The sequence below is a fragment of the Dyadobacter sp. CY261 genome (genome assembly GCF_021440085.1).
Lineage (GTDB): Bacteria > Bacteroidota > Bacteroidia > Cytophagales > Spirosomataceae > Dyadobacter.
Map to the genome: position 1 here is coordinate 139,057 of NZ_JAKCPW010000003.1, position 24,299 is coordinate 163,355.

General features: G+C 48.4%; 21 protein-coding genes. 11 read left to right on the top strand and 10 right to left on the bottom strand.

Features of this window, described 5'->3' with window-relative positions; translation table 11 throughout:
- Window positions 1–75: 75 nt before the first annotated feature.
- The 4 genes from LZD49_RS10505 (at window position 76) to LZD49_RS10520 (ending at window position 4,736) form a co-directional block, all read left to right on the top strand.
- Window positions 76–984: an AraC family transcriptional regulator gene (locus tag LZD49_RS10505; RefSeq protein ID WP_234667311.1), complete on the top strand. Its 909-nt coding sequence runs from the start codon at window positions 76–78 to the stop codon at window positions 982–984.
- Window positions 981–2,609: an adenine deaminase gene (gene ade / locus LZD49_RS10510; RefSeq protein ID WP_234667312.1), complete on the top strand. Its 1,629-nt coding sequence runs from the start codon at window positions 981–983 to the stop codon at window positions 2,607–2,609. The genes LZD49_RS10505 and ade overlap by 4 nt, the downstream gene beginning before the upstream one ends.
- A 159-nt stretch (window positions 2,610–2,768) precedes the next feature.
- Window positions 2,769–3,350, top strand: coding sequence for an RNA polymerase sigma factor (locus LZD49_RS10515; RefSeq protein ID WP_015815162.1), 582 nt, complete (start codon window positions 2,769–2,771; stop codon window positions 3,348–3,350).
- Between the two features lie 114 nt (window positions 3,351–3,464).
- A complete protein-coding gene (locus LZD49_RS10520) occupies window positions 3,465–4,736 on the top strand; it encodes a replication-associated recombination protein A (protein ID WP_234667313.1) in 1,272 nt (423 codons plus the stop codon).
- On the opposite strand, the gene LZD49_RS10525 is transcribed toward LZD49_RS10520, so the two are convergent.
- Complete coding sequence (locus LZD49_RS10525) at window positions 4,730–4,951, bottom strand: hypothetical protein (RefSeq protein WP_234667314.1); 222 nt, start codon at window positions 4,949–4,951, stop codon at window positions 4,730–4,732. The two genes, LZD49_RS10520 and LZD49_RS10525, sit on opposite strands and share 7 nt — an antisense overlap.
- A gap of 144 nt (window positions 4,952–5,095) precedes the next feature.
- Between LZD49_RS10525 and LZD49_RS10530 the strand changes: the two genes are divergently transcribed.
- The gene (locus LZD49_RS10530) at window positions 5,096–5,641 is read left to right on the top strand and encodes a YfbU family protein (protein WP_234667315.1); all 546 of its coding nucleotides are present in this window, start codon (window positions 5,096–5,098) and stop codon (window positions 5,639–5,641) included.
- A gap of 204 nt (window positions 5,642–5,845) precedes the next feature.
- On the opposite strand, the gene LZD49_RS10535 is transcribed toward LZD49_RS10530, so the two are convergent.
- The 3 genes from LZD49_RS10535 to LZD49_RS10545 all read right to left on the bottom strand — a co-directional run bounded on the left by LZD49_RS10535 (window position 5,846) and on the right by LZD49_RS10545 (window position 8,765).
- Window positions 5,846–6,040 (bottom strand): hypothetical protein, encoded by a 195-nt coding sequence (locus LZD49_RS10535; RefSeq protein ID WP_234667316.1) that lies wholly within the window; start codon window positions 6,038–6,040, stop codon window positions 5,846–5,848.
- A gap of 70 nt (window positions 6,041–6,110) precedes the next feature.
- Entirely contained in the window at window positions 6,111–6,611 is a 501-nt protein-coding gene (locus LZD49_RS10540; RefSeq protein WP_234667317.1) for a hypothetical protein, read from the bottom strand.
- A 180-nt stretch (window positions 6,612–6,791) separates the two neighbouring features.
- Window positions 6,792–8,765: a putative Ig domain-containing protein gene (locus LZD49_RS10545; RefSeq protein WP_234667318.1), complete on the bottom strand. Its 1,974-nt coding sequence runs from the start codon at window positions 8,763–8,765 to the stop codon at window positions 6,792–6,794.
- A gap of 677 nt (window positions 8,766–9,442) precedes the next feature.
- On the opposite strand from LZD49_RS10545, the gene LZD49_RS10550 reads away from it, so the two are divergent.
- A complete protein-coding gene (locus LZD49_RS10550) occupies window positions 9,443–10,081 on the top strand; it encodes a response regulator transcription factor (protein ID WP_234667319.1) in 639 nt (212 codons plus the stop codon).
- Window positions 10,082–10,104: 23 nt separating this feature from the next.
- Here LZD49_RS10550 and LZD49_RS10555 read toward each other — a convergent pair whose 3' ends face one another.
- A complete protein-coding gene (locus LZD49_RS10555; RefSeq protein ID WP_234667320.1) occupies window positions 10,105–11,154 on the bottom strand; it encodes an aldo/keto reductase in 1,050 nt (349 codons plus the stop codon).
- A gap of 572 nt (window positions 11,155–11,726) precedes the next feature.
- On the opposite strand from LZD49_RS10555, the gene LZD49_RS10560 reads away from it, so the two are divergent.
- The 3 genes from LZD49_RS10560 to LZD49_RS10570 all read left to right on the top strand — a co-directional run bounded on the left by LZD49_RS10560 (window position 11,727) and on the right by LZD49_RS10570 (window position 15,342).
- Complete coding sequence (locus tag LZD49_RS10560; protein ID WP_234667321.1) at window positions 11,727–12,257, top strand: gluconate 2-dehydrogenase subunit 3 family protein; 531 nt, start codon at window positions 11,727–11,729, stop codon at window positions 12,255–12,257.
- Between the two features lie 83 nt (window positions 12,258–12,340).
- On the top strand, window positions 12,341–14,062 hold the full coding sequence (locus tag LZD49_RS10565; RefSeq protein ID WP_234667322.1) for a GMC oxidoreductase: 1,722 nt from the start codon (window positions 12,341–12,343) through the stop codon (window positions 14,060–14,062).
- A gap of 143 nt (window positions 14,063–14,205) precedes the next feature.
- Window positions 14,206–15,342 (top strand): MFS transporter, encoded by a 1,137-nt coding sequence (locus LZD49_RS10570; protein WP_234667323.1) that lies wholly within the window; start codon window positions 14,206–14,208, stop codon window positions 15,340–15,342.
- On the opposite strand, the gene LZD49_RS10575 is transcribed toward LZD49_RS10570, so the two are convergent.
- The gene (locus LZD49_RS10575; RefSeq protein ID WP_234667324.1) at window positions 15,339–16,469 is read right to left on the bottom strand and encodes a BamA/TamA family outer membrane protein; all 1,131 of its coding nucleotides are present in this window, start codon (window positions 16,467–16,469) and stop codon (window positions 15,339–15,341) included. The two genes, LZD49_RS10570 and LZD49_RS10575, sit on opposite strands and share 4 nt — an antisense overlap.
- Before the next feature lie 118 nt (window positions 16,470–16,587).
- Here LZD49_RS10575 and LZD49_RS10580 point away from each other — a divergent pair, with 118 nt between their 5' ends.
- Both LZD49_RS10580 and LZD49_RS10585 read left to right on the top strand, forming a co-directional pair.
- Window positions 16,588–18,693 (top strand): family 10 glycosylhydrolase, encoded by a 2,106-nt coding sequence (locus LZD49_RS10580; RefSeq protein ID WP_234667325.1) that lies wholly within the window; start codon window positions 16,588–16,590, stop codon window positions 18,691–18,693.
- Window positions 18,694–18,714: 21 nt separating this feature from the next.
- On the top strand, window positions 18,715–19,131 hold the full coding sequence (locus tag LZD49_RS10585; RefSeq protein WP_234667326.1) for an LIC_13387 family protein: 417 nt from the start codon (window positions 18,715–18,717) through the stop codon (window positions 19,129–19,131).
- A gap of 17 nt (window positions 19,132–19,148) precedes the next feature.
- Here the strand turns inward: LZD49_RS10585 and LZD49_RS10590 are convergent, their stop codons facing one another.
- The 4 genes from LZD49_RS10590 to fucP all read right to left on the bottom strand — a co-directional run bounded on the left by LZD49_RS10590 (window position 19,149) and on the right by fucP (window position 24,269).
- Window positions 19,149–20,576 carry an SMP-30/gluconolactonase/LRE family protein gene (locus LZD49_RS10590; protein WP_234667327.1) on the bottom strand — a complete coding sequence of 476 codons (1,428 nt, stop codon included), beginning with the start codon at window positions 20,574–20,576 and terminating at the stop codon, window positions 19,149–19,151.
- Window positions 20,577–20,605: 29 nt separating this feature from the next.
- Window positions 20,606–21,802, bottom strand: a complete 1,197-nt coding sequence (locus LZD49_RS10595; RefSeq protein ID WP_234667328.1) for a DUF1624 domain-containing protein — start codon at window positions 21,800–21,802, stop codon at window positions 20,606–20,608.
- A gap of 150 nt (window positions 21,803–21,952) precedes the next feature.
- Window positions 21,953–22,852, bottom strand: a complete 900-nt coding sequence (locus LZD49_RS10600) for an ROK family protein (protein ID WP_255720987.1) — start codon at window positions 22,850–22,852, stop codon at window positions 21,953–21,955.
- Window positions 22,853–23,015: 163 nt separating this feature from the next.
- Window positions 23,016–24,269 (bottom strand): L-fucose:H+ symporter permease, encoded by a 1,254-nt coding sequence (gene fucP / locus LZD49_RS10605; protein ID WP_234667329.1) that lies wholly within the window; start codon window positions 24,267–24,269, stop codon window positions 23,016–23,018.
- Between the last annotated feature and the right edge of the window lie 30 nt (window positions 24,270–24,299).

Here is a 24,299-nt window from a genome sequence, read left to right on the forward strand (position 1 = left end):
AACTCACACATTAGCAAATTTTTCAACTATATTGGCATATATTTCTCTCTAACGGTTTTAAACATGTAATTATTTGTGAAACCGCAGCTACTGAAAGTCCCAAAAGGTTTACAAAAATCGTTCAGCATCCGCCGCGATGTAGTACTCTATTTTTACAACCGCTGGCATTACCATCCTGAATTAGAGCTCATTCACATAGAACAGGGCTCCGGGACACAGTTTGTAGGCGATAATATCCGCAATTTCCAGAGCGGTGACCTGCTGCTCATCGGACCCAACCTCCCGCATTACTGGCGATGTGACGAAAAGTACTTCCAGCGCGAGAGTAAGCTTTATGCACAGGCTACTGTCGTCCATTTCTCGGAAGACATTTTAGGTAAAAACTTCCTGGCACTGCCCGAAAACAAGTCGATCCACGATTTGCTGGTGAAAGCCCGGCTTGGTTTGAAGATACTCGGCGAAGGCACCGACAAAGTAAAAACGCTCCTACACGATCTGCTCAACCAAACCAACGGCAACCCGATCATCTCGCTGCTACAAATTCTCGAAACCCTGGCCCATTGCGAAGATGTCAATGTCCTCTCCAACACGCAATACCAAAACGAATACGACCAGTACGACACCGATCGCATCAACCACATTTACCAATACTCGATCGGCAACTTTCAGAAAAAGATCTCCATCGAGGAAATTGCCGAAGTCGCTAACATCAGTCCGCATTCCTTTTGCCGGTATTTCAAAAGCCGAAGCCGTAAAACCTACTCGCAGTTTTTGCTTGAGCTCAGGATCGGACATGCCTGCAAGCTGCTTTCCGAAAGCCGCACTCCGGTGGCGCAAGTTTGCTTTGAAAGCGGTTTCAACAATTTTGCCAACTTTAATAAATACTTCAAACTCCACACCGGCAAAAGCCCGATGCAGTACCAGAAGGAATTCCGAAAAATCCCTATTTCCGGTCATTTGCCTGCATTGAACACAGCCTTATGAAAGCTAACCTGATTAATATCTTCGAAAAAAGCATTCAAGAAGCCGAAATCCTTATCGATGGCAGGCATATCGGACAAATTGAAATCCTCGGACCGGAGAACCCCGCTCTACCATATGTATTACCCGGTTTCGCAGACGCTCACGTTCATGTGGAAAGCTCCATGCTTACGCCTGCACAGTTTGCACGGCTGGCCGTAACACATGGGACGATCGCGACGGTATCCGACCCTCACGAGATCGCCAACGTGCTCGGCGTAGAAGGCGTGCATTTCATGATCGCCGACGGCAAACGAGTGCCTTTCAAATTCTGCTTCGGCGCCCCCTCGTGCGTACCCGCAACGATTTTTGAGACGGCCGGCGCCGAGATCGATGCTGTGCAGATCGGAGAACTGCTTGCCAGCGACGATATTGGTTATCTGGCGGAGGTCATGAATTTTCCAGGGGTTTTGAATAATGACCCGGACATGATGGCGAAGATCAACTGGGCGAAACATTATAATAAGGTAATAGATGGCCATGCGCCCGGCCTGCGTGGAGCGGCTGCAAAGCAATATGCGAGTCACGGCATCAGCACCGATCATGAATGTTTTACTTACGATGAAGCACGGGAAAAAATCGGTTATGGTGTCAAAATCCTGATTCGCGAGGGCAGCGCTGCCAGGAATTTTGATGCACTAATCCCACTGATCGACGAGTTTCCGGACCAGATCATGTTCTGTTCCGACGACAAGCACCCTGACAATCTCGTCGAGGGACATATTAATGTACTCGTCAAACGCGCGCTTGCACTGGGTTATAATCTCTGGAATATCCTACAAGCCGCGTGCATCAATCCGGTGTTACATTATAGTCTGAACGTGGGGCTGCTCCGGGAAGGAGACCCCGCCGATTTGATCATCATCGACAATACCAGTGCATTTAATATCCTCGAAACCTGGATTGACGGCGCTTTGATAGCCAAGCAAGGCCGGTCGCTGATCCCCGATTTACGTAGCGAGCATTTAAATCATTTCGAATGCGCGCCCAGGTTGTCGGATGATTTCATTTTTCCCGCAAAAAATCCTGACAAACAAATCAGGGTGATCGAAGCTTTGGAAGGTCAATTGGTTACAAATGAATGGATAACAAACGCAAAAGTTGTCAACGGCACAGTGGTTCCCGATTTGGAGAAGGACGTGTTGAAAATTGTGGTCGTCAACCGGTATTCAGCTGCGCCACCAGCGGTGGCATTCATCCGCAGCTTTGGTTTAAAGAAGGGTGCATTGGCCTCGTCTGTTGCGCATGATTCACATAACATAATATGTATTGGATGCGATGACGAAAGCATCGCCCGGGCCGTGAACCTGGTGATCGACGCAAAGGGCGGCCTATCGGCTGTGGGACCTGATGCTGAACATCTGATCAGACTGCCGATCGCCGGACTAATGACCGACGAAGACGGCTATCAAGTAGCCAAAAGCTACATACGGCTTGATAGATTTGTAAAAAATGAGCTTGAATCGACACTTAAATCACCCTTTATGTCGCTGTCGTTCATGGCGTTACTGGTGATACCATCCCTGAAACTGAGTGATAAAGGGCTTTTTGACGGAGAAAACTTCAAGTTTACCACTCTTAGTTTATAAAAGGTACCCATTTTCGAAGAATAGTATCATTAACCTTTGAAATATAATTTTATGATGAAAATATTTTTAAATTATGTTTTTTTATAAATATATTTACAAGTGTAATAATGACATTATTATAATCCATTCCTAACCCCAATTCCAAATCCTTTCCAAACAATGGCTCACCTACGCTACAAGCAAGAAGAAGAACTCTGTTTTTGGGATCAGTTCAGAAAAGGCGATGAAAATGCCTACGCATGCCTCTACCGCTCTTACGTTCACATTCTTTACCAGTACTGTTCGCAATTCACGATCGACAAGCCTCTTATCAAGGATTGTATCCACGATTTGTTTGTAGAATTATGGAGAAACCGCATGACGCTCGGTGACACCACTTCGGTACGCTTTTACCTGATGGCTTCTATCAAACGCAAATTGGTCCGCCATTTGAATGCACAGCAAAAGCACACGAGCAACGAAGATATCCCGGTTGAATACTGGCATATCAACACACCTTCTCACGAAAATCACCTGATTTCGGAAGAAGAGTTCGAATCCACCAACCAGCACCTGAATGTGGCCATCAATGGTCTGCCGCGCCGCCAGCGTGAGGCAATCTTTCTCAAATTCTACATGAACCTTAACAACCATGAGATCGCGGATTTGATGAAAATAAACATACAATCGGTATACAATCTGGTTTTTGGTGCGTTAGGCAACCTGAAAAAGCAAATGACACTCGACAGGCTGACTTTTTGATAGCAGTCTGTTTAAACGTTTAAACGATACCTTTAAAAGCGTGGCGAACTATGCCACGCTTTTTTTGTGTTAGAATAATCTTACATTGACAAACTAATTTCCGACACTTCACCCATGACCATGATCACCACACCCCTCGCCGAACGTCTCCGGCCCCGGACACTCGACGATTTTGTGGGGCAGGAAAAATTACTCGGCCCAAAAGGCCCGCTAAGACGCGCCATTTTACAGAATGCGATCCCTTCGATGATCTTCTGGGGACCACCGGGCGTAGGTAAAACCACCCTAGCATTGCTCATCGCGGAAACTACCAAGCGACAGTTCCATAACCTGAGTGCGATCAGCTCCGGCGTCAAGGATTTACGGGAAGTACTTACGCGCCCGTCGGGACTTTTCCCGGCGATCCTTTTCATCGATGAGATTCACCGCTACAACAAAAGCCAGCAGGACGCATTGCTCGGCGCAGTGGAAAAAGGGCAGGTAACGCTCATCGGGGCAACTACCGAAAACCCTTCGTTCGAGATTAATTCCGCATTGCTTTCGCGTTGCCAGGTGTATATTCTCGAAGCATTCGGTGAGAAAGAACTGAAAGACCTCGTTGTGCGGGCGTTGGAGAAAGATCAGTGGCTGAAAGAAAAGAACATTAAAATTAAATCCTACGATGCATTGATGCGGCTTTCAGGTGGAGATGGCAGGAAACTGCTCAACCTTCTCGAACTCGTCGTGTTGGGTAAAGGTGAAGCCAAAAAAATCGAGATCACCGACGAGTGGGTAACCGAAGTGGCACAGCAGAACATCGCGCGGTACGATAAGTCGGGCGAGCAGCATTATGATATTATTTCAGCATTCATTAAATCACTCCGCGGTAGCGACCCGAACGGGGCTGTGTATTGGATGGCCCGAATGATCGTGGCTGGCGAAGACCCGTCGTTCATTGCGCGGCGAATGCTGATCATGGCTTCGGAGGACATTGGTAATGCCAACCCCACGGCAATGATCATGGCCAATGCGTGTATGCAGGCGGTGAATGTCGTCGGTTATCCCGAATGCCGCATTATATTATCGCAAACCGCCGTCTACCTGGCCACCTCGCCCAAGAGCAATGCAAGCTACATGGCCATCGGCGATGCTATTGAGGCGGCTACGCGTACGGCGCACCTACCGGTACCGCTGCATTTGCGCAACGCGCCTACGAAGTTGATGAAACAAATCGGCTATGGGAAAGACTATAAATACTCCCATGATTTCGAAGGAAATTTCGCTAGACAGGACTTCTTGCCCAATGAACTCAAAGGCACCAAATTCTTCGACCCGGGACGCAATGCAAGGGAAGAAGAAATCCGAAAAAAACTGCAAAACTGGTGGGGCGACTGGTACGGCTATTGATCGCCGGCGTCCCGTAGCTTCTTCTCGAATTTTTCAAACGAAAAATCCGGCTCTGTAGTGGCAGGTTGATTTTTCAATTCATTTCCGAGCTTCCTGGCAAGCTTTTCAAGATTCTCGTCGGTTTCCTTCCGCTTTACGTACTCGGACAGGGATTCACCTTCAGGATCGCCTTCCATATTGCAGGAATCAGTTGAGTCGATGTGTAAATGTTCCATAAGTTGAGTGCGACGCGGTTCACGGGCCTTAGCCGTCAAACCAATGCAGCTGTAAAGGAGCAAACTTTCCCGAACATTGCAAGTAGCCCCAGAACAAAATGTATTTAATACCATTAAATTGCCAAAAAGACGAACAAACTCCATATGATCCCTGAAAGCATTTCCCTCATCGAACGGCAATTGTTGATCAATCAATGTAAAATACTTTTCAACATTGGTGATGAGAAAGAAAAAGATATGTATGAAAAACGTATCGAAATACTCGAAAAAGGTTACACAGGCCTCTATCCCAAGGTTTTCAATAATCTTTATGAAGAGGTCCCGATTAGCGTTTACGAGGAAATTTCCAATATCATGAAAATGTATGGCCGTATCAACGATTCAATACGCCTGCTGCCGAACCCTGACAAAGAGTTGCTCGACCTGGCATTATTGGAATTTGAAGGGTTCGACGAGGACAGTGGCATGCATTATTATATGATGTCCTATCTGGTCGACCGGATGGATGAACATCCTGAATATAAAGGGCGAGAATTAAAGTCACATAGTAACAATGCACTAATCAAATATAACCGTATGCTTTCTATATTTTCTGACTTTGAGAAGAGTGAAAAGCTGCAATATTCCACCGTGGATCTAGAAAAATTCATCAACGAAGTGCGATCTATTTCGATTGATACCCAACTGTAATTTGTTACCGTTTGCCGAATAGTAAGTACTTATTAGCCAACGGCTACAAAAAATATTATTTCCTAAATAAAAAACAATGTTTTGAATAAAGAAATCATTAAGTTTGTATCGAAAACCCCTCAAAGGGATTTCAATAACGTTGAGTAAAATCAAACATCCCGGTTACCTTGTAACTGGGATGTTTTTTTATAGTATAGTGTAATCTCAATGTAACTGCATTTTTCTAAGCCTGTTGGCATTACGTTTGAGAAACAAACGATCGCTCAGTGGATAGCGGGCATCAGAACTCCGCTTTTTCAAGTCGATTGCAAGCCAGAACCCACCTACCGCCGCGGTGAGAAGAATAATCATCACGACAAACGGTGCGAGGTTGCAGATATTCTGAAGTAGCTGTGCCATGGTTTCCGGTGTTAGTCAGGTTTCAATGATTAGATTAAATAATCATACCAGAACCTCCGGTCCACCTGAGTTACATCCTCGCGCTGAGAACCTTCACATCGCATCCTACCACAGAATTGTTCACATATCCGGCACTTAGCCCGGAAATTTGTGTGGATTTACCTGCGGGAAGTGGTGTTTTAATAGTGATGATCTTGGAAGTTACCACCGCCTGCATGTCGTTCAAGTACTTAAATTCGATCTCGGCGGTCTTTGTGGTAACAGCGGACGTATTCTCTATCACCAGATTGTGGATCGCAATCCCGCCAACCGAATGCCACTCATTTTTCGAGACATGGATTTTCCTGACAATATCGTCCGGCGATTGCCCGGCGACGTACCCCGCAGAGTCGGCTTCGCTCAGCACTTTTGTGTCGGATTTGACCTCCTCACGTGCTTTTACGAAATCGAATTGCTTGTAGTAGTAAAGAATGTAAATGAAAGCGCAAACCGGAATGATTGCGCTGGCCCATTTCAATACCGGGATAAGAACTTTCTTGAACTTGCTTCTTTTACCTTTTCTGCTTGGCATAACAAACTAACGTTGGTAAATCGGGGGATGCTTTAAAACTCAAATATACCGCTCAACATACTCTATACCGCTTAACCATTCAAAAAAAGTGTTGAAGTGCCTTTTTAAGCAACCACCTTAATAAAAACGAACCGCTGACCTTTTGGGCCAGCGGTCTGATCGTGTATCGTGTGTACAGGGCTACAATCTTACAAATCTCTGCGAACGCACAGTCCCGTCGGTATGCGTTACCTGGATCACATATGCGCCTGCGGCAAGGTTACGCGCGCTTATTTCCGACAGCAATGCATTCGAAGCTTCGAATACGACCTTTCCCGCAGCGCTTACCACCTTTACTTGTTTCACCTTGCTCCAATCGCCTACATGAAGCGTCAGCGTTTCCGAACCGCTGACAGGGTTGGGGTAAATGAGCGCTTTCCCTTTAAAGTTAAGGCTTTCGATACGGCTGTAAGCGAATGTTTCGTCCAGATCCACCATTTTCAGGCGGTATAGGTTTTCTCCATTCAGCGGCGAAGCATCCACAAATGAGTAGTACTGCGTGGTGTTGCTTTCTTTATGAGAGGCTAAAGAACCGATTTTAATCCAGTTTCTGCCGTTCTGGCTACGTTCGATATCGAAGCGGTCGCTGTTCGTTTCTTCGGAAGTGGCCCACGCTAGCGCAGCCGTTTCCCCTTCGGAGGAAGCATTAAAGCTTACGAGCGTTACCGGCAGCGCACTTTCGATTGCAATGGTGAAGGAAGCAACAGCGCTTTGGCCAAACTGGTTGGTTGCCCGCACTTCGAAGGTGTATGTTCCGTTCTGACCCGTTGTGGGTGTTCCCGAGAACGTACCGTTGGGGTTCAGCGTAATAGTGCCGGGCAGCGTACCCGCCAAAGTACGGCCGCCAGGTGCGGATACCTGAAACAACCTGTAAGTGTAGTCGGTTGGAGCACCGCATTGAATGCTGAAACTTCCGACTCCGCCTGTTTGAGCCTCAAACAAGTTCGCGTTGACAGCGTCTCCTACACGTCCTGGGTTGACAGTACCTCCTGTGAACAATACAGGTGGACGTGTACCGATTTCATGGATACGGACGCCCGTAAATACATTCGCGCCGACGACGGTTCTTGAAGTGATTACAATTCTGTCGAAGGCGCCGGTTGGTGTAAACCTTATTGGTGTCAGATTATCGCTGCCGAATGCTCCCAGCAAATCAACCATTAACAAAAGACTTCTCAGTGTTTGCGGAGAACCAACCTCGTCATCGCCAAGGTATGCTTGAATCGAGACATTCGCCAGCAAGTCAACATTGGCCAACGCAGGTGGTCTGGAAATTATCGCAACAACATCATTTCCGAGCGGTGCAGTTTTACCCAGGTAGATGGTTTGAGACACCTGCGATACAACACCAAGTGTTCCGTTTTGTAGTAACGAAAAATTTCCTGAACTAAAAATGCCGTCAATCGCCCGCTGGGGGTTCTGCAAGACATCGGTCAGTGCCAAACTGACTCCTTCGGCATCCGGGTCTATGCCGGTAAATGCAAATGCCGAAGCCGCACACGGCGTGAAGGTCACATTTTCATAAGTAGAAATACCATCAACAGCCAATTCAACAGAACCAAGCGCTACGCCAAGAAGGCCGGTAAAATTTGCGAATGTTATCCTGACCGTTACTGATTGATAACTTTGATCAGAAGTTACAGCGATATAGAGATTATTGTCTTTATCCCTTACAAGCTCTGATTGTGCAGTCCCCTGATTCGTAGTTACCGTAATGGCATTATTTTCAAGAAGCTTCAACAATTTCAGCAAATTCCCCAAATCCACAGATATACCCGCGGAAGGAACAGGTGGCTTGATTTTCACATAGGCTTTTTTACCAGCAGAGACAGCCGTCGGTAAATTCAATGTCATGCTCGCCCAGCTTGAATAGGTAACGACGGCAATTTTAACCCCTGACGCTTCAAGATACCCGTATTTCCCGTCTGGTGCACCCTTAACGCTGTCAAGCTTGGTCACTGAGGCGTTGGCAAGGTTATTAGAAGTCTCACCGCTGGCTGTTGTCGCGTGTTCCTGTCCAAAAGAAACCTGCGATAAAAAGAGTGTAGCAGCTAACACAGCGGCAACTTTCATTGCGCTAAGTTTTCTGATTAATTGGCCGATAGAACTTTTCATAGTGATAGAAATTTAGAATAGAAATAAACCGTTACGTGAATAAAAGAGTACAATAAAAAGTATATCAAATAGTTACCTCCACCCCATTCGCACCCGCAAGCGGATTTGTACAGGGTCAAAGCCTAGTCTGGTGTCAATTAGCAGTTTCGCTACGCTATATACGTAGCCTCCTGCCAAACAGTCTTTTTTGAAGGTGTCGTCGAACGAAGACCGGAGGGCCGGTCAAATGAGATGCGTAATTCCTGATCGCCTTTGTTTCATTTTAAATTTGGTTTAGATGCTGATGATTGATCTACGTCTGGCAACGTCGATTTGTAAAGTTAGTTGTACTATTTTACACAGACAGAGAGTACTTGTTTGCAAATGTATCTATAAATGGATCAAAATAAACCCACATATTTTCAGTAAGATTCTACCCCCCAAAAATTAGGGTATTAGAATTAATTTTATCCACGAAAACTTTGTACATTCATACCTTGTCGACGCCGCTGGATAAGTTTCACTTCGCGTCAGATAGCTAATTCGATTGTTTTAAAGTATTTAGACCAGAAAGATTGATTTGTTTAAACGGAAAATGGCAGGAAATTGTCACTGCTGGTTGCAGCTAAATCTGTCAATGACGTGATCGTACAAAGAAAACCAATCGAACTAGGTCGAATGAATTTAAAAGTTATTCTATGAATATAGTTTTAGTAGACGAACACCTCCTCTTGGCCGATGCATTGCGAAACCTTTTGAAGCTTATACCAGAAGTAAATGAGGTAGATGCTTATACGGATGGCAAACATTTTCTGACTGAAAAAAGCGCAGCCCCACCCGACATTCTGGTCATTGACCTGATGTTGAATGGCCTTAGCGGCATCGAACTGCTCGACATTTGCCGTTCTAGTTTCCCCAAAGAAATGAAGGTCATCGTACTGTCGACAGTGACGGACGTACAAACGATCAAGCACACGATCCGCCGGGGTGCGAACAGCTTTCTTTCTAAGTCGACATTATTCGAAGAATTAAAGGAATCCATTTTCCAGGTCAGGGCCGGCAAGCAGTACATTGGAAATGCTATCCGGGACAGCCTCATCAATAGCGTCTTTACAGAAGAAGATGTGGTTATGCACCTGTCGCCTAGGGAAAAAGAAGTGCTTCAAAAAGTTTGTGGCGGGCACACCATCAAGGAAATTGCCTATGAGCTGAAATTAAGCGCGCATACGGTCCAATATTACCACCGCAGCGTGATGGACAAATTTAAAGTTCGTCGCACGACCGACCTTATCGTGTACGCCATGCAGCATGGCCTCTATATTCCGGAGGCCAGATAGGAGCCGGCCTCCGGTTTGGATGTTTAAGGTTTGGAAAAATGGCCGTAAAAGTCCGGCAGAGGATTCAAAGTAGTGTTTTTGCGCTGGTGCCAATACGGATAGACCGGAGATTTTTCGCTCGCGTCGTCCAGCCGCTTTACCTGCTCCAACGTAAGGTTCCAGCCCACCGCACCCAGGTTCTGCTTCAATTGCTCTTCATTGCGGGCCCCTATTACAATATTACTTACCGTAGGTCGCTGCAAAAGCCAGTTAAGCGCAACTTGTGCGACACTCTTTTCCGTTTCGGCAGCAATTTCATCAAGCACGTCGATCAGATTGAAGAAAAAGTCTTCGGGTATCGCCGGACCTTCGCCGCCACCCTGTGCAATCCGTCCTTCCGGCGGCATTGGTTGACTCCTGCGATACTTCCCGCCCAGACGCCCGGCAGAAAGAGGACTCCAGACGATCGTACCAACTTTCTGGTCCAGCCCAAGCGGCATCAGTTCCCACTCAAATTCCCGGCTCAGCAGCGAATAATGCGCCTGGTGAGCGATATATTTTGCCCAACCGTAACGCTCAGAGACAGAGAGCGACTTCATCAGATGCCAACCCGAAAAATTCGAACAGGCGATATAGCGCACTTTTCCATCGCGGATAAGATCATTCAATGCGTTAAGCGTTTCTTCTACCGGCGTGGTGCCGTCGAAGCCGTGCATGTGGTAAATATCGATGTAGTCGGTCTGCAACCGGCGCAGGCTGTCTTCACAGGCTTTGATCAGGTGATAACGGCCTGAACCTGATTGGTTGGGATTATTGCCCATCCTGAAGGTCGCCTTGGTCGAAAGAATGATCTTATCGCGGAGACCGATGACCGCCTTGCCGAGGATTTCTTCGGATAGTCCCTGGGAATAGACGTTGGCGGTATCGAAGAAATTGAGCCCGGCGTCCATGCAAAGGTCAACCAACTGCTTCGCCTCATCGACCTGTGTACTACCCCACGCCTTGAAGAAATCGCCGGTACCGCCGAATGTGCCGGTGCCAAAGCTCAATACGGGGACTTTCAGGCCTGATCCTCCCAGTTGTCTGTATTCCATTTGAGTAACTATTAAAATGAATAAAAACCGCAAAACGGTTCGATGGCGGCTGCATCACGGAGTCTAATGATAGGATAAAATTTACAAACATCAAATCAATGGCGTCTTTTCCGGCACGCGGCAGAGCATAAAAAAGGGCCGGAAATATCCGGCCCTCGCCTCGACTGCCCCACAAAGATCCGCCAGAATATGAATGCGGTCAATCTCAGCTGTTCGATTTAGTCAGGTTAATATGCTTCGTCAATTTGTGGATTCTTACTTTGTCATTCCTTAAAAAAATATCTTCCCTGAAACTCAGGGAAGATATCCACATTATTTACTCAACGTTCCTCTATTACTTAACCTTCAACCTCTGTCCAACAGAACCTTTAACTGCTGTTGGCCTAGCCCCCGGTTCAGAATATTAATCAAATATCACCCGACGGATTGGATGAAAAGAAATTTGATGAGCAACTGGCATTTTTCAGTGAACAATCGGGAAATCCGGGTCTTAATGATGGCAGATTGTGCATTCTTATTATCTTTAAAAGATATTTTATACCTATTTGAATTCCTGACTTAATAACCTAACCATGAACCGTAGAGAAGCTGTTCAAAGAATAACCTTCCTGCTTGGCGGTGCGATCTCAGCCCCGCTCATGGCCGGTATCGCAGGCGAACGCCTGAATTTCGGCCCCTCCCTCGACCTGTCCGATCAGCAGGAAGCACTGCTTGCAGATGTTGCAGATGTGATCATCCCCACCACGGGAACACCTGGCGCCAAGGCGGCCGGTGCCGAGAAGTTTATCGTGCGCGTCATGCGTGACTGCTATCCGATGGACGAGCAGAAAAAATTCTATGATGGCCTTGCCAAAGTGGATGCATTGGCCAAAGAAACGTATTCCAAGGAATTCACTTCGCTGGATGCGACGCAAAAAAACGACATCATCAAAAAAACCACTGTTTCCGACAAGCCTTTCTTCCTCGCAATGAAAGGGCTTACCATCACCGGCTATTTCACTTCCGAGATCGGCGCCACCCAGGCACTCGATTACCTGCCGATACCTGGCCGGTTCGAAGGCAGCTGGCCTATGCCCAAAGGACAAAAAAGCTGGGCACTTTAATTCGGAAAACATTTCACAGGCAATAGCACGGGCCATGAGTTCACCTCCTGACTACTGCCCGACCATTCCAAACTCATTAAAAAATGGCGAATCTTAATATTGACGCAAAAAAAGACATCACCTACGACGCTATCGTGATCGGTTCCGGGGTTTCCGGGGGCTGGGCGGCGAAAGAACTGACTGAAAAAGGTCTGAAAGTGCTTATGCTCGAAAAGGGAAAAAACCTCGAACACGTTACAGGTTATGAAAATGCATTGAAAGCCCCCTGGGAAACCCAATATAATGGCCGGTTGACCGTCAAGCAGAAAGAAACCCACCCGTTCCTGTCGCGCGATTATCCGTACAACGAGATGACGGAGAAATACTGGATGAACGATATGGACCAGCCCTACGAGGAGAAAAAACGCTTCGACTGGTTCCGTCCCAATATCGTCGGCGGTAAATCTATCATGTGGGGCCGCCAATCCTATCGTTGGAGCGACCTCGACTTCGAAGGAAACCTGAAAGATGGGATCGCGGTAGACTGGCCGATCCGCTATAAGGACGTGGCACCCTGGTATTCATATGTTGAAAAGCATGTCGGTATCTCCGGTGAAAAACTCGGCTTGCCCCAGTTACCCGACAGCGATTTCATTGCGCCGATGGATATGTACCATGTTGAAAAAGAAGTGCGCAAACGGCTGGAAAAAGAATTTCCTGGACGCGTCATGACGATCGGGCGGGTTGCCAACCTTTCGCAGCCCACCAAAATCCAGCTTGATGGCGGCCGTGGTCCCTGCCAATACCGGAACCGTTGCTCATACGGTTGCCCTTATGGCGCTTATTTCAGCACCCAGTCGTCTACTTTACCACCAGCGATGAAAACCGGGCGGTTGACGCTCCGTCCCGACTCGGTTGTACGAGAAATTATTTATGACGGCAAGAAAGCAGGCGGACGTGCCACGGGCGTACGTGTGATCGATTCTGTGACATTGCAGGAACGCGAGTTTTTCGCCAATATCATTTTCGTATGCGCGAGCGCGCTGGCCTCAACCGCATTGCTTCTCAACTCCACTTCCGAGCGCTTCCCTAATGGCATGGGTAACGACTCCGGTGAGCTGGGCCACAACCTCATGGACCACCACTTCCGCACAGGTGCCAGCGGCACCTGGGAAGGCGATCTCGACAAGTATTATTTCGGTCGTCGTGCAAACGGCATATATGTACCTCGTTACCAGAATATCGGCTCCGACAAGCGCGATTACCTGCGTGGTTTCGGCTATCAGGGAGGAGGCAGCCGCCAGGGATGGCAGCGCAATGTGGCTGAACTCGCATTTGGGGCTGATTTCAAGGATGAATTGACCACACCAGGTAACTGGACCATGGGCTTCGGGGGTTTCGGCGAAACACTGCCTTACCACGAAAACCGCATGTACCTGAATAAAGATAAGAAAGACAAATTCGGCATTCCGGCTGTCGTGTTTGACGCGGATCTTCGTGATAATGAGAAGAAAATGCGGAAAGACATGATGAACGATGCTGCCGAAATGCTCGAAAAGTCGGGTGTTAAAAATGTCAAGCCCTACGACAACGGCTCCTACCTGGGTATGGCCATCCACGAAATGGGTACCGCCCGCATGGGACGCGACCCTAAAACTTCGGTTTTGAATGGTAATAACCAGATTCACGCTGTCAAAAACGTGTTTGTGACTGATGGGGCCTGTATGACTTCCGCGTCTTGTGTGAACCCGTCGCTTACCTACATGGCGCTCACAGCGCGAGCGGTGGACTTTGCGGTAAAAGAATCCAAAAAGAAAAATATCTGATAGATGTTAAAGGGCCAGGCAAAGAACCTGGCCTTTTTTGTTGTAAAACTGCAACAATGCCACACATCGGCAATAATATTTTGCAACATTTTGCAATATTTAAATAGTTATTGCATTAATTTGCAAATGAGTAAATTGTAATCATGGAAGGGAAATTGAGAATCAGCGCCGCGCGCAGAGCTACTTTATTGATATTTTTGGTGTGCGGGATCGGCCTGTCGAGTTGGGCGCCGATGGTGCCATTTGCTAAAATCAAACTCGGTCTGAGCGAGGCCGACCTGGGTGTAGTGCTGCTTGCACTGGGTGCAGGGGCTATCTTAACAATGCCTGTCACTGGCCTACTAATCAACAAATATGGCAGCAGGGCCGTAGCCATCGTGTCTGCGCTCGTCATTGCTTCTTTGCTTCCATTACTCCTTCTGGCAAGTTCCGCCTATCAATTGGCCGCTGCATTATTTGTCTTCGGTGCGGGGATCGGCTCCATAGATGTTTCCATGAACGCCCAGGCCGTGGTAGTGCAGGAGCGGCACGGGAGCCACATCATGTCATCCTTTCACGGTATGTTCAGCCTTGGTGGGCTGATGGGTTCGATAGGGCTCGGTTTTTTGATTAAGGCAGGACTATCGCCCACTTATGCCGCAGTTGCCATTTCAGGGCTGCTGGTTCTTATCACCTTCACCCAGTCGCGGTACCTGCTGCCGCATTCGGAAGAGGCCAAAATGGATAGTACCAGCTTTGTTTTACCCAAAGGCCCGGTAGTATTGCTGGGTATCATGTGTTTCATTTTATTTCTGGCCGAAGGTTCGCTGCTGGACTGGAGTGCCGTTTTCCTGCAATTCTCCCGTGGATTCGATCCGTCCTTTTCTGGTTTGGGTTACGCGGCATTCTCTGTTGCGATGGCCATCATGCGCCTTACGGGCGACGGGCTCATTCACCGGCTTGGACCCAAAAAAGTGGTGCTTTACGGCACATTGCTCGCCGGCTCGGGGTTCCTGGTCGCCGTGCTGATTCCCTCGGCTATTGCTGCATTAATCGGTTTTGTTTTAGTAGGATTGGGAGCCGCAAACGTCGTGCCGATATTTTTCACTGCCGCAGGGCGCATTCCAAATATCCCGCCGTCTATCGCATTGTCGGCCGTGACGATCCTCGGTTATTCGGGACAACTGGCTGGCCCGGCGCTGATCGGCCTGATCGCCGAAGTAACATCGCTATCCTGGGCGCTCGGCCTGGTGGGCATAATGCTTTTCTTTGTTGCTTTCGGCTACAAGCACCGTGATTAAAAAGCTTCGCCTGTAAAGAGGTAAAATCCCGGACCTTCTTTGGTAAAGCCCACATCCAGCCGAAGGAAAATATCCTTTTTGGGAAACAGCAAATACCGCAGGCCTACGCCACCCGACAGCCTTGCACGTGCAGGCGTGAGCGATCCAATCTTAGGCCCTACCACTGCCGCACCGGCAAAAACCGCCCCGCCCAAACGCTTGCTAAATCCGAACGGCAACCAACGATGCTCCACCTGGGTGGCAAGCATGTTCTTATCGCGATAGCGGCCATAATAGTAGCCTCGCATGATCATCTCTCCGCCCATGAGCGCCATCTGGTTGAACGGTATATTGCCGGTAAAAAAGTTTCCGTAAACCTGCCAGGCCAGCACATTGCGCTTTGTCAATGGATGAGAGCTCCGTATATCCAGGTTAAATCCCTGAAAATTATGGTGGCTGCCGATCGACTGATTGTATTTCAGAAAAGACAGCTCGCCAAAAAAACCTTTCCGCACATTGAGGACATTATGCCGGTTATCATACACCAGCGCAGCACCCAGCCCAATGTTACGCGTTCCGTCGCTCCCCAGCGGCTCATCGTATAAATGGTCCTCAGGTTGTTTAAATTCCGCATTGTAGAGCTGCTGGTAATCAATTTCCGGACCAATGAAGAAATTAGGCCTGACCCGTCGTAACACCCTTTGTTTGAAAAGAAGATAATTAGCATCGACCAGGGCAGGTTCTTTGTCCGGTGTCGTATGCCCGATACCGTAATAAAGTAATGGAAAACGCTGAAAACGCGTTCGGCCAAGAAAGAACCATTTATCTTTATCCCCGTAAATCGCATTATCGAGCCATATGCCATATTGGCCTTCCAGCGTGACAAATGTAAATGCAGCCACCTCGCTCAGGCGGTTTAATGTGTCGTTTTTGGCCTGAAACAACAGTAGCGACGAAAACCCGAACTCCACACTGGTTTCCGGCGAATAACCCAAAGTCGGATACACCCGGAAACTGGACTTACCCTCGCCCGTCGTATCGGAAATTGTTTTTTGTACAAACCGTTTGAACCATCCATCCTGCGCAAAGACCTGCGGGGCCTGTACGGCTATCAACAGAATCAGAACGTAAAGCTTTTTCTTGCCCAATGGCGCTGCTGTTTAGATAAAGGGATTATTTTCATCCAATGCAATATAAAAATCAATCCGCGGGCGTCAAGTAGATGCGTAATGCGCTGTATCTTTTGCACCAAACACGACTCACGGTATGAAAAGCGGCATTTTACTCCTTTACTTTATTCTTCAAACAAGTATCCTATCCGCACAAAACACCGGGGCCTTCTGGTGGAAGAGGAATAATCTCAGGGTCATTCAAATGAACCTTCCGGCCTACGAAGCAGCCACTATCAATGCCGATTCGATCGTTACCGACCTCGTCGCCTGCTCCGCTAACACGCTGTTGATCAATGCAGGAGGCATTATGGCCTTTTATCCTACCAAACTGGATTTTCATTACCGCAACCCATTTTTGAAAGACAACAACGTTCTCGCAGACGTCGTAAGGAAATGCCACGAAAAGAACATCAAGGTAATCGTCCGCTTCGATTTTAGTCGTGTACACGAAAGCATTTTCAAAGCGCATCCAGACTGGTGTTACATTTCCCCAAAAGGTGAACGCATTATTAATACCGATATGTATGTGGCGTCCATCAACGCGCCGTATGTGCAGGAAAAAGCATTCAAGATCATCGAAGAGGTCATTGACGCATTTCCTATCGATGGGATTTTCCTCAACATGCCCGGCTATCAGGTCAATAACCCATATGAAGGCAAATACCACGGGATCGATCAGAATGAATATGACAAGAAGCGCTTTGCTGAATTCACCAACGGCCAGTCGCTACCTGTTGAAGAAAACAAGGCCGACCCGCTTTTTCAGAAGTATCTCGAATTTAAGAAAACGACCGTCGAAGACTGGTCGGAGCGCCTGCACAAGCTGGTTAAATCCAAAAATGAACAGATCGCAATCTGCACTTACTCAGACAAATTTGTAGATATCATCCGCCATGAATCCCAAAGCATGACCACCCTGCCCTACTGGCCTTATAACGCTTCGGACAATGTCGGTAATGCCGTCAATTCTTTTCCGGGCCACATCATCAGCAATGCGAGCATCCAGCAAATTTCCTTTCAATCGCGTTACAATGCGGTGGAGCCGGAAGAAACGCGGATCCGGTTGTATGAGAACATTGCCAATGGCTCGGGGCTGGATATGAGTATGATGGGCGATATGCGCGGCTATGAGGACGAACGCAACTATCCTGTTTTCAGGAAAGTGTATGGGTTTCATAAAAAGAATGAGGCTTATTTTGGTAAATATAAATCGGTAGCCAAAATTGCGGTCGTCGCGCCGGGTGCCTGGCCAAACGGCGAGCCGATGCAGGAATACCGCGGCATTCAATTGATGCTCCGTGAGGCGCATATTCCTTTTGATATTGTGGAAGACGGGCAGATCACCAATCTCGAACAGAAAATAAAAGGCTACAAGCTGATTATCCTGCCTGAAATCACTTACCTGAAACCGGAAGCCATCCGCATTCTCCAAGAGGCCAGCGCCCAAGGCACCCATCTCATCGGAACCAATCGGACGATGTTTGACGCTCCGGAGGCATTACAGGCCCTTTTTGGTGCAAAAATCGAGAAGAAAGACAACGACGGAGCGGGAAACTATCTGGTACCCGACGACCGGAGCATATTCACAAGTTTCAAGGGACAAAATCGGGTGTTCTGGAAATTCAATCTCGGCTTGTACGATCTTTCCGGCGCAGATAAAAAATTGCTTCCTGTTTTAGCCAAAGGTCGTCCCGGCCCACCCGAGATCATCGGCGGTCACGATCTTACCGGCTATTATGCGCTGGCAATCAAGAACCATCCCACGAGCAAAGCAGCGCTTTTCCCGATCAGCCTGGGCAGGATTTACTATATGCACGGTTATCAGGAACACAAAAACCTACTGCTCGACCTGATCCGTTACATGCTTCCGGAAGCTGCGCATAGCATTCAAACCAATGCTCCTGCCCGCGTGGAAACCATATTAAAAGAGTTTACCAAAAATACCATTGAAAACAGCCGCAAAACGACCTCCGACGGCCAGATCCTCCACCTGATCAACCTTACGGGGTTCAGTGGAAATACCTATTTTGAGCCGTTGCCTGCCAACAACCTGCAATTCAGGATCGGCGTTGCCAAAAAACCGCAAAAAGTTTTTACATTGACAGACCGCAAGCCTTTGAACTTCACCTGGAAAGATGGCGCACTTAACGTCACGCTGACACGCCTCGCCGAGTTCGAAAGTATTGTTATGGAATGGTAAACTAAATCAACGCTCCCCTTTATGAAACCCCGACTACTTATGCGCATTGCTGCGCTGTTTGTGCTTATTCATTTGATAGGCCATTCATTCGGTCATTTTTCCTGGAAAGAAACGACCAACCCCGCTAAACAGGAGGTAATTAAACAAATGACAGGCCCACGATTTGAATTTATGGGGGCAATGCGCAGCATGGGAGATTATTACGAAGGGTACAGTCTGATCCTGTTCGTCGTATATGCTATGTCGATAGCGCTCATCCTGTCGGCCGCAGGGTATGCCGACAGCAACCACGACATTGCACGAAAAGTGCTTACTCCTATCGGGATCGGTTATGTTGCATTCGGTATTATTGAGTTCCTGCACTTCTTTCCGTTTGCGGCTTCAATGAGCCTTGGTGCGGGCGCGCTCATCATTCTCGCGATTTTCCTGAATGGCTAGTTTCCGGATTAAAGCGATTATAACTTAGGGGCATCCGGCTTATTGGGTGCCTCCCCGCTCATTGCACCACGGGCTTTCAGCTTGCGGTAGTACACCCTATTATTGGCAGTAATGTAAAGTGTATCCAGATCCTTTCCACCGAAAGCGATCCTCGAAACTGCGCCTGAAACAGGCAATATCGCATTCACGCGCCCGGTCTGATCGAGAATCTGTACGCCCATATTCGTAGCCACGTAAATGCGTCCGTCGCGATCGCATACAATGCCTCCTGCTCCCGCACTTTCTTCGGTATCGGGCTCATGGAGCCATCCAAATTTCTGCTTATGGGCAAGATTTCCATCCTGTTGGATCTGGGAAGAGTAAATCCAGTGCGAATTGGGCTCGCTGGTGTAAACCAATGTCTGATCTGGCGAGAGCGCTACGCCTGCACCTTTCAGGCTTTTTACAATACCGGCTTGTTTACCCGCTGGTTTTTGGTCAAATTGAAATTTCTCAGTCGCTTCCATCCATTCCTCGCCTGGGATCAGCAACGCCGATAAAAAGGCATTTTGGGACCGTCCTGCCTTCACTTTTTCGGGCCATCCTTTCCATAAATAACGCATCGCTTCAGGGAAAAGTGATGTCCCCTGCTTGCCGTTATGACCACCTTCGCCCCATTGATGCTTCACTTCATAACCCGCGAATGTCAGCGCTCGCAGCATGGTTTGGTTAGCCATCCACCAATCTCCGGCGTAAATGTTCAGGTCGTTGGCACCGTCCTGCATGTAAATGCGGATCGGCTTGGGCTCAACCTTTCTGACCAATGTGGGATAACGTTCGGCCCCACGCAGGCCGACATACGTACCAATTGCGCTGAAAACTCGTGAGAATGCATCCGGCCGTTCCCATGCAGCAGTAAATGCACAGACGGCACCACTACTTGAACCGCCAATAGCCCGGTCGTTGCCATTTTTGGAAAGACGGATCGGCCGACCGTCGCTCGTTTTCTGCTTTTCTACTTCCGGCAAGATTTCCTCGAGAATAAACCGGGCATAAGCATCGCCCAGGCCATCGTATTCGAAACTGCGGTTGAAACGGTCATTCGCGACGGTGGGATCAGCCGCCTTTACACGCCCGTGCATAACAAAGACGCCGATCGTTACCGGCATTTCCTTTTGATGGATCAGGTTATCAAAGACGGCCGGCGCTTTCCATTGGATACCGTCCTGGTTCACATACACGCAAGCGGGGGTATCGGACCGATATTGTGCAGGCACATATACCCAGTATTCCCGCCACGTGCCCGGGAATATTTTGGATTGATCAAAAACAAATTTCAGCACCTCACCTTTTGGCACGCCGGCATGCTCCTCCGAGGCCGGATCAACGGGATAGTTCTCATCGGGAGCCTGGGCAGTTGCGAGAAACGGCAGGAAAAAGCTTAACAGGATTAGTAGTCGTCTCATATATGTGTGTAGTCTAATTTAAAAATCACTTACAAATAGCTCAGCCACCACGTCCGCTTTCGTGCGCGGTAGGCTCCATACCATTTGCTAGGCCAATACATCGCTAAGACAATCAATATCCAGATGATGTAGGTTTGTCCCAACGAGTAACCAAAATCATCAGGCCGGAATTTGAAGAAAAGCTTGTCGTCCGTTGCCTGCTGCCAGGTATAACCGGAAAGGAATACCACCACCATCGTCGCAAGGTGAATGAGGTAAAAATGCGCCACAAAAAAGAAGAAGGGTACCCGGCCAAAGATGGTACAGAAACGGCTGAATGCATTGTCTGTCCGCTCGGTAAGTGCCAGCAGAATGAGGATCGGGCCTTGCGTCATAAAAGTGAAGAACAGCGACGGCGGGTACTTGGTTACATTAAAGAAAGACATAAACGTTTTGATCCCCGTATCTTGCTGTGACCACGGGGCAGGATCGCCATAGCCATTTATTAATCTTAAAACCACGAAAAGCGCGGCAAGTACGAAACCGATCAAAAGGAGCAGCTTCTTGCGTCGCGCAGGGTCACCATTACGGTTGTACAGCATACCAAGCCCATAGCCCGACATCATGATGCCCGCCCAAGGAAAGATCACGTACAGAAATATGATTGCGCCGCCATCGGGCCGTGGCAGGAATGTGCCCCTGCCGGTGAAGAATATGCGTAACAGGATATCCGCCGGCGTGTTCTCTTCCAGCTTCACATAATCCAGCAAGTTATGCCCAAGCACCAGCACCAGTCCAAGTAGCAAGACCGTTCTCGCCGAGGCAAAACGCACTGCGATACCCAGGACGATCATCGCACCACCCAGTGCCCAGAATACCGCGAAAAAGAGCGTTTTGTAAGTAATATCAAATGTAAATGCCAGCGTCATAAACACGATTTCTACCAAAATAAGCCAGAAACCGCGTTTAATAAGGAACATCGACTTCTCGGCTGCGGTTTTGTTCAACCCAGACAAATAGGCCGACAAACCAGAAAGCATCATGAAACTCGGTGCACAGTAATGCGTAATCCATCGGGTAAAAAACAACGCGGGCGTGGTGGTGGCGAGGTCGGTGGGATCGCCTGTCGCACCCGCAATGTGGAAGAAATCCCTGACGTGGTCCAGGGCCATGACGATGATGATCAGGCCGCGCACAGTGTCGATCGATCGGATACGATTGCTAAGGGTACTGGTGGTGGAATACATGACTAATAAGATGTTGGAACAACTGTCCTAAGAAGCCACATAAATTACTGATTTACTGTCAATATCTTTTAAAGCAATAGCAACAAAAATCCCGACATCCGGCCAGCCCTTGGGCAGACGAATGTCGGGATGAACAACTCTGAATTTTGCTTACAGCAGCGCCGCGCCGAAAACACCGGCGCTATCGCCGAGCTTGGGCTTTACGATTGGCGTAGTAACAATGCCTTTATTGAAAATATACTTGCGGATGCGTTCATAACCGGCTGTGTAGAGCAGATCGATGTTACCCACACCGCCACCGATCACGATCAGGTTCGGGTCGATGACGTTGATCAGCGTCGAGATCGCGCGGCCATAGTATTCAAGTAACCGCTCGATGGTCGCTTTGGCATGCTCATCGTCGCCAGCGTGGTATCTTTCGAGCACGGTTTTCATCGATACTTTCTCACCGCTCAGCCTGGCATAATGGCGCTCCAATGCAGGGCCGGCAATAACCTGCTCCACACAGCCATCCTTGCCACAATAGCATGGATCGCCGCCTTCCTCGAGGATATTATGTCCCCATTCGCCGCCGATACCATGATGACCGCCAATGATTTTATTATTCACAACCAGTCCACCACCAACGCCGGTACCCATGATCACCCCGAAAACGACTTCCGCTCCATGGTAATCTTTGCCCGCGCCCATCAGTGCTTCGGCCAATGCGAAGCAGTTGGCATCGTTGGCCAGCTCGCAGGGCACGCCCAATATTCTTTCGAGGTCGGCCTTTAACGGCATGCCGTTCAGGCAAGTTGTGTTGGAATTTTTCATCAATTGCGAATCCGGTTCGAGCACGCCCGGTGTTGCGAATCCGATCTTACGAGGGCGCTCTCCAACCTGGTCTGCCACCATGTCGATCAGCTTTTTGATCTGCGACAAAATGTGATCATAGCCGTTCGCCGATTCTGTCGGCACGCGCATTCGTACTACCACTTCCAGATTCCTTTCGGGATCCAGCACTGCGCATTCTATTTTTGTACCTCCTAAGTCGATTCCCCAGAGTTTCATTATTGCGTGTTTTGTTGTTAGTGACCATGGACGATGGACTATAGACCACGGCATTTTTGGGACAGCCGACGGCGGACCGCCGACTTATAGTTATTAATTATCTTAACTCAAAAAATGCTTGACAAACCATAGTCCGCGGTCGGCGGTCCATGATCGGCCGTCATCAGTGTACCTTATAAAACTTATATCCGAACAGGAAGATCACCGTGTAGCAAATGATCGGCAGGTAGTAGGCATGCGCCACGTTGGTTTCTGCCACCGCACCCATCAGGAACGGGAAGAATGCACCACCCGCTACGCCCATCGCGATGAACGAAGAGCCTTGTTGCGTGTGAGGCCCGAGGTTTTTCAAACCAAGACTAAAAATCGTTGGGAACATGATGCTGAAAAAGAAGTTGAGCATCATCAGCGCGATGAAAGAAGGCCATCCCCAGGCCTGTGCCACGATGAGGCACATCACGATATTGCTAAATGCAAAAACAGCCAGCAGTGAATGCGGCGCAATGAAACGCATCAGGAAAGTACCTACGAAACGTCCGGCTAGCATCAATGCCATAAAACCGATCATGTAATTGGCTGCCACCGCATCGGAGAAACCCATTTTTTCGTGCCCGTAATTAATAAAAAATGCCCATGTACCACCTTGCGCCGCCACATTGAACGTTTGCGCAAGTACCGCCCAGATAAAATGGCGATGCTGGAACAATGTCTTTCCGGGCTCCGAATCTACATTCACCGCGTCCGGATCGATCTCGGCCGCATGCGGGTCGATGAGCGTAGGTACCTTCACAAATGAAAACGCCAGGGCGATCAATGCAATGACCGAACCGATGGCGATATAAAGATTCTTCACAGAAGTAAGATCAGTACTGCCCTCCACATGGTTGCGGAACAGGAAATATCCGCCGATCGCTGGCCCAAGAATAGCACCCAGTGCATTGAATGCCTGCGCAAAGTTGATGCGCTGGTCGCTGGTACGCTGGTCCCCCAATGACGCTACAAACGGGTGTGCTACCGTTTCAAGCGTGGCAAGACCACAGCCCAGGATAAAAAGCGCGACGCCGAAAAAAGGAAACGAAGCTGTGCTTGCCGCCGGAACAAACAAGAATGCACCGAGTGCAAAAAGTGACAAACCAAGCAACACGCCGCTTTTATAGCCAAAACGCTTCATGAACAACCCCGCAGGAATACCCATAATGAAGTACGCCCCAAAAATCGCAAACTGCACAAATGCGGACTGTGTCTTAGTCAGGCTCAGCACGTGCTGGAAGTGTTTATTAAGAACATCACCCATCGTAATGGCAATCCCCCAGAACATAAAAAGGGACGTAACAAAGACGAGCGTGATAAGGTATTTTTTATCAGTAAACTTGGGCGGGGAGGTGTGGGCGGTGCCGGCAGACGGAAGGTTGCTCATTTAGCTGAATAGTAAAATTAAATATTAGGT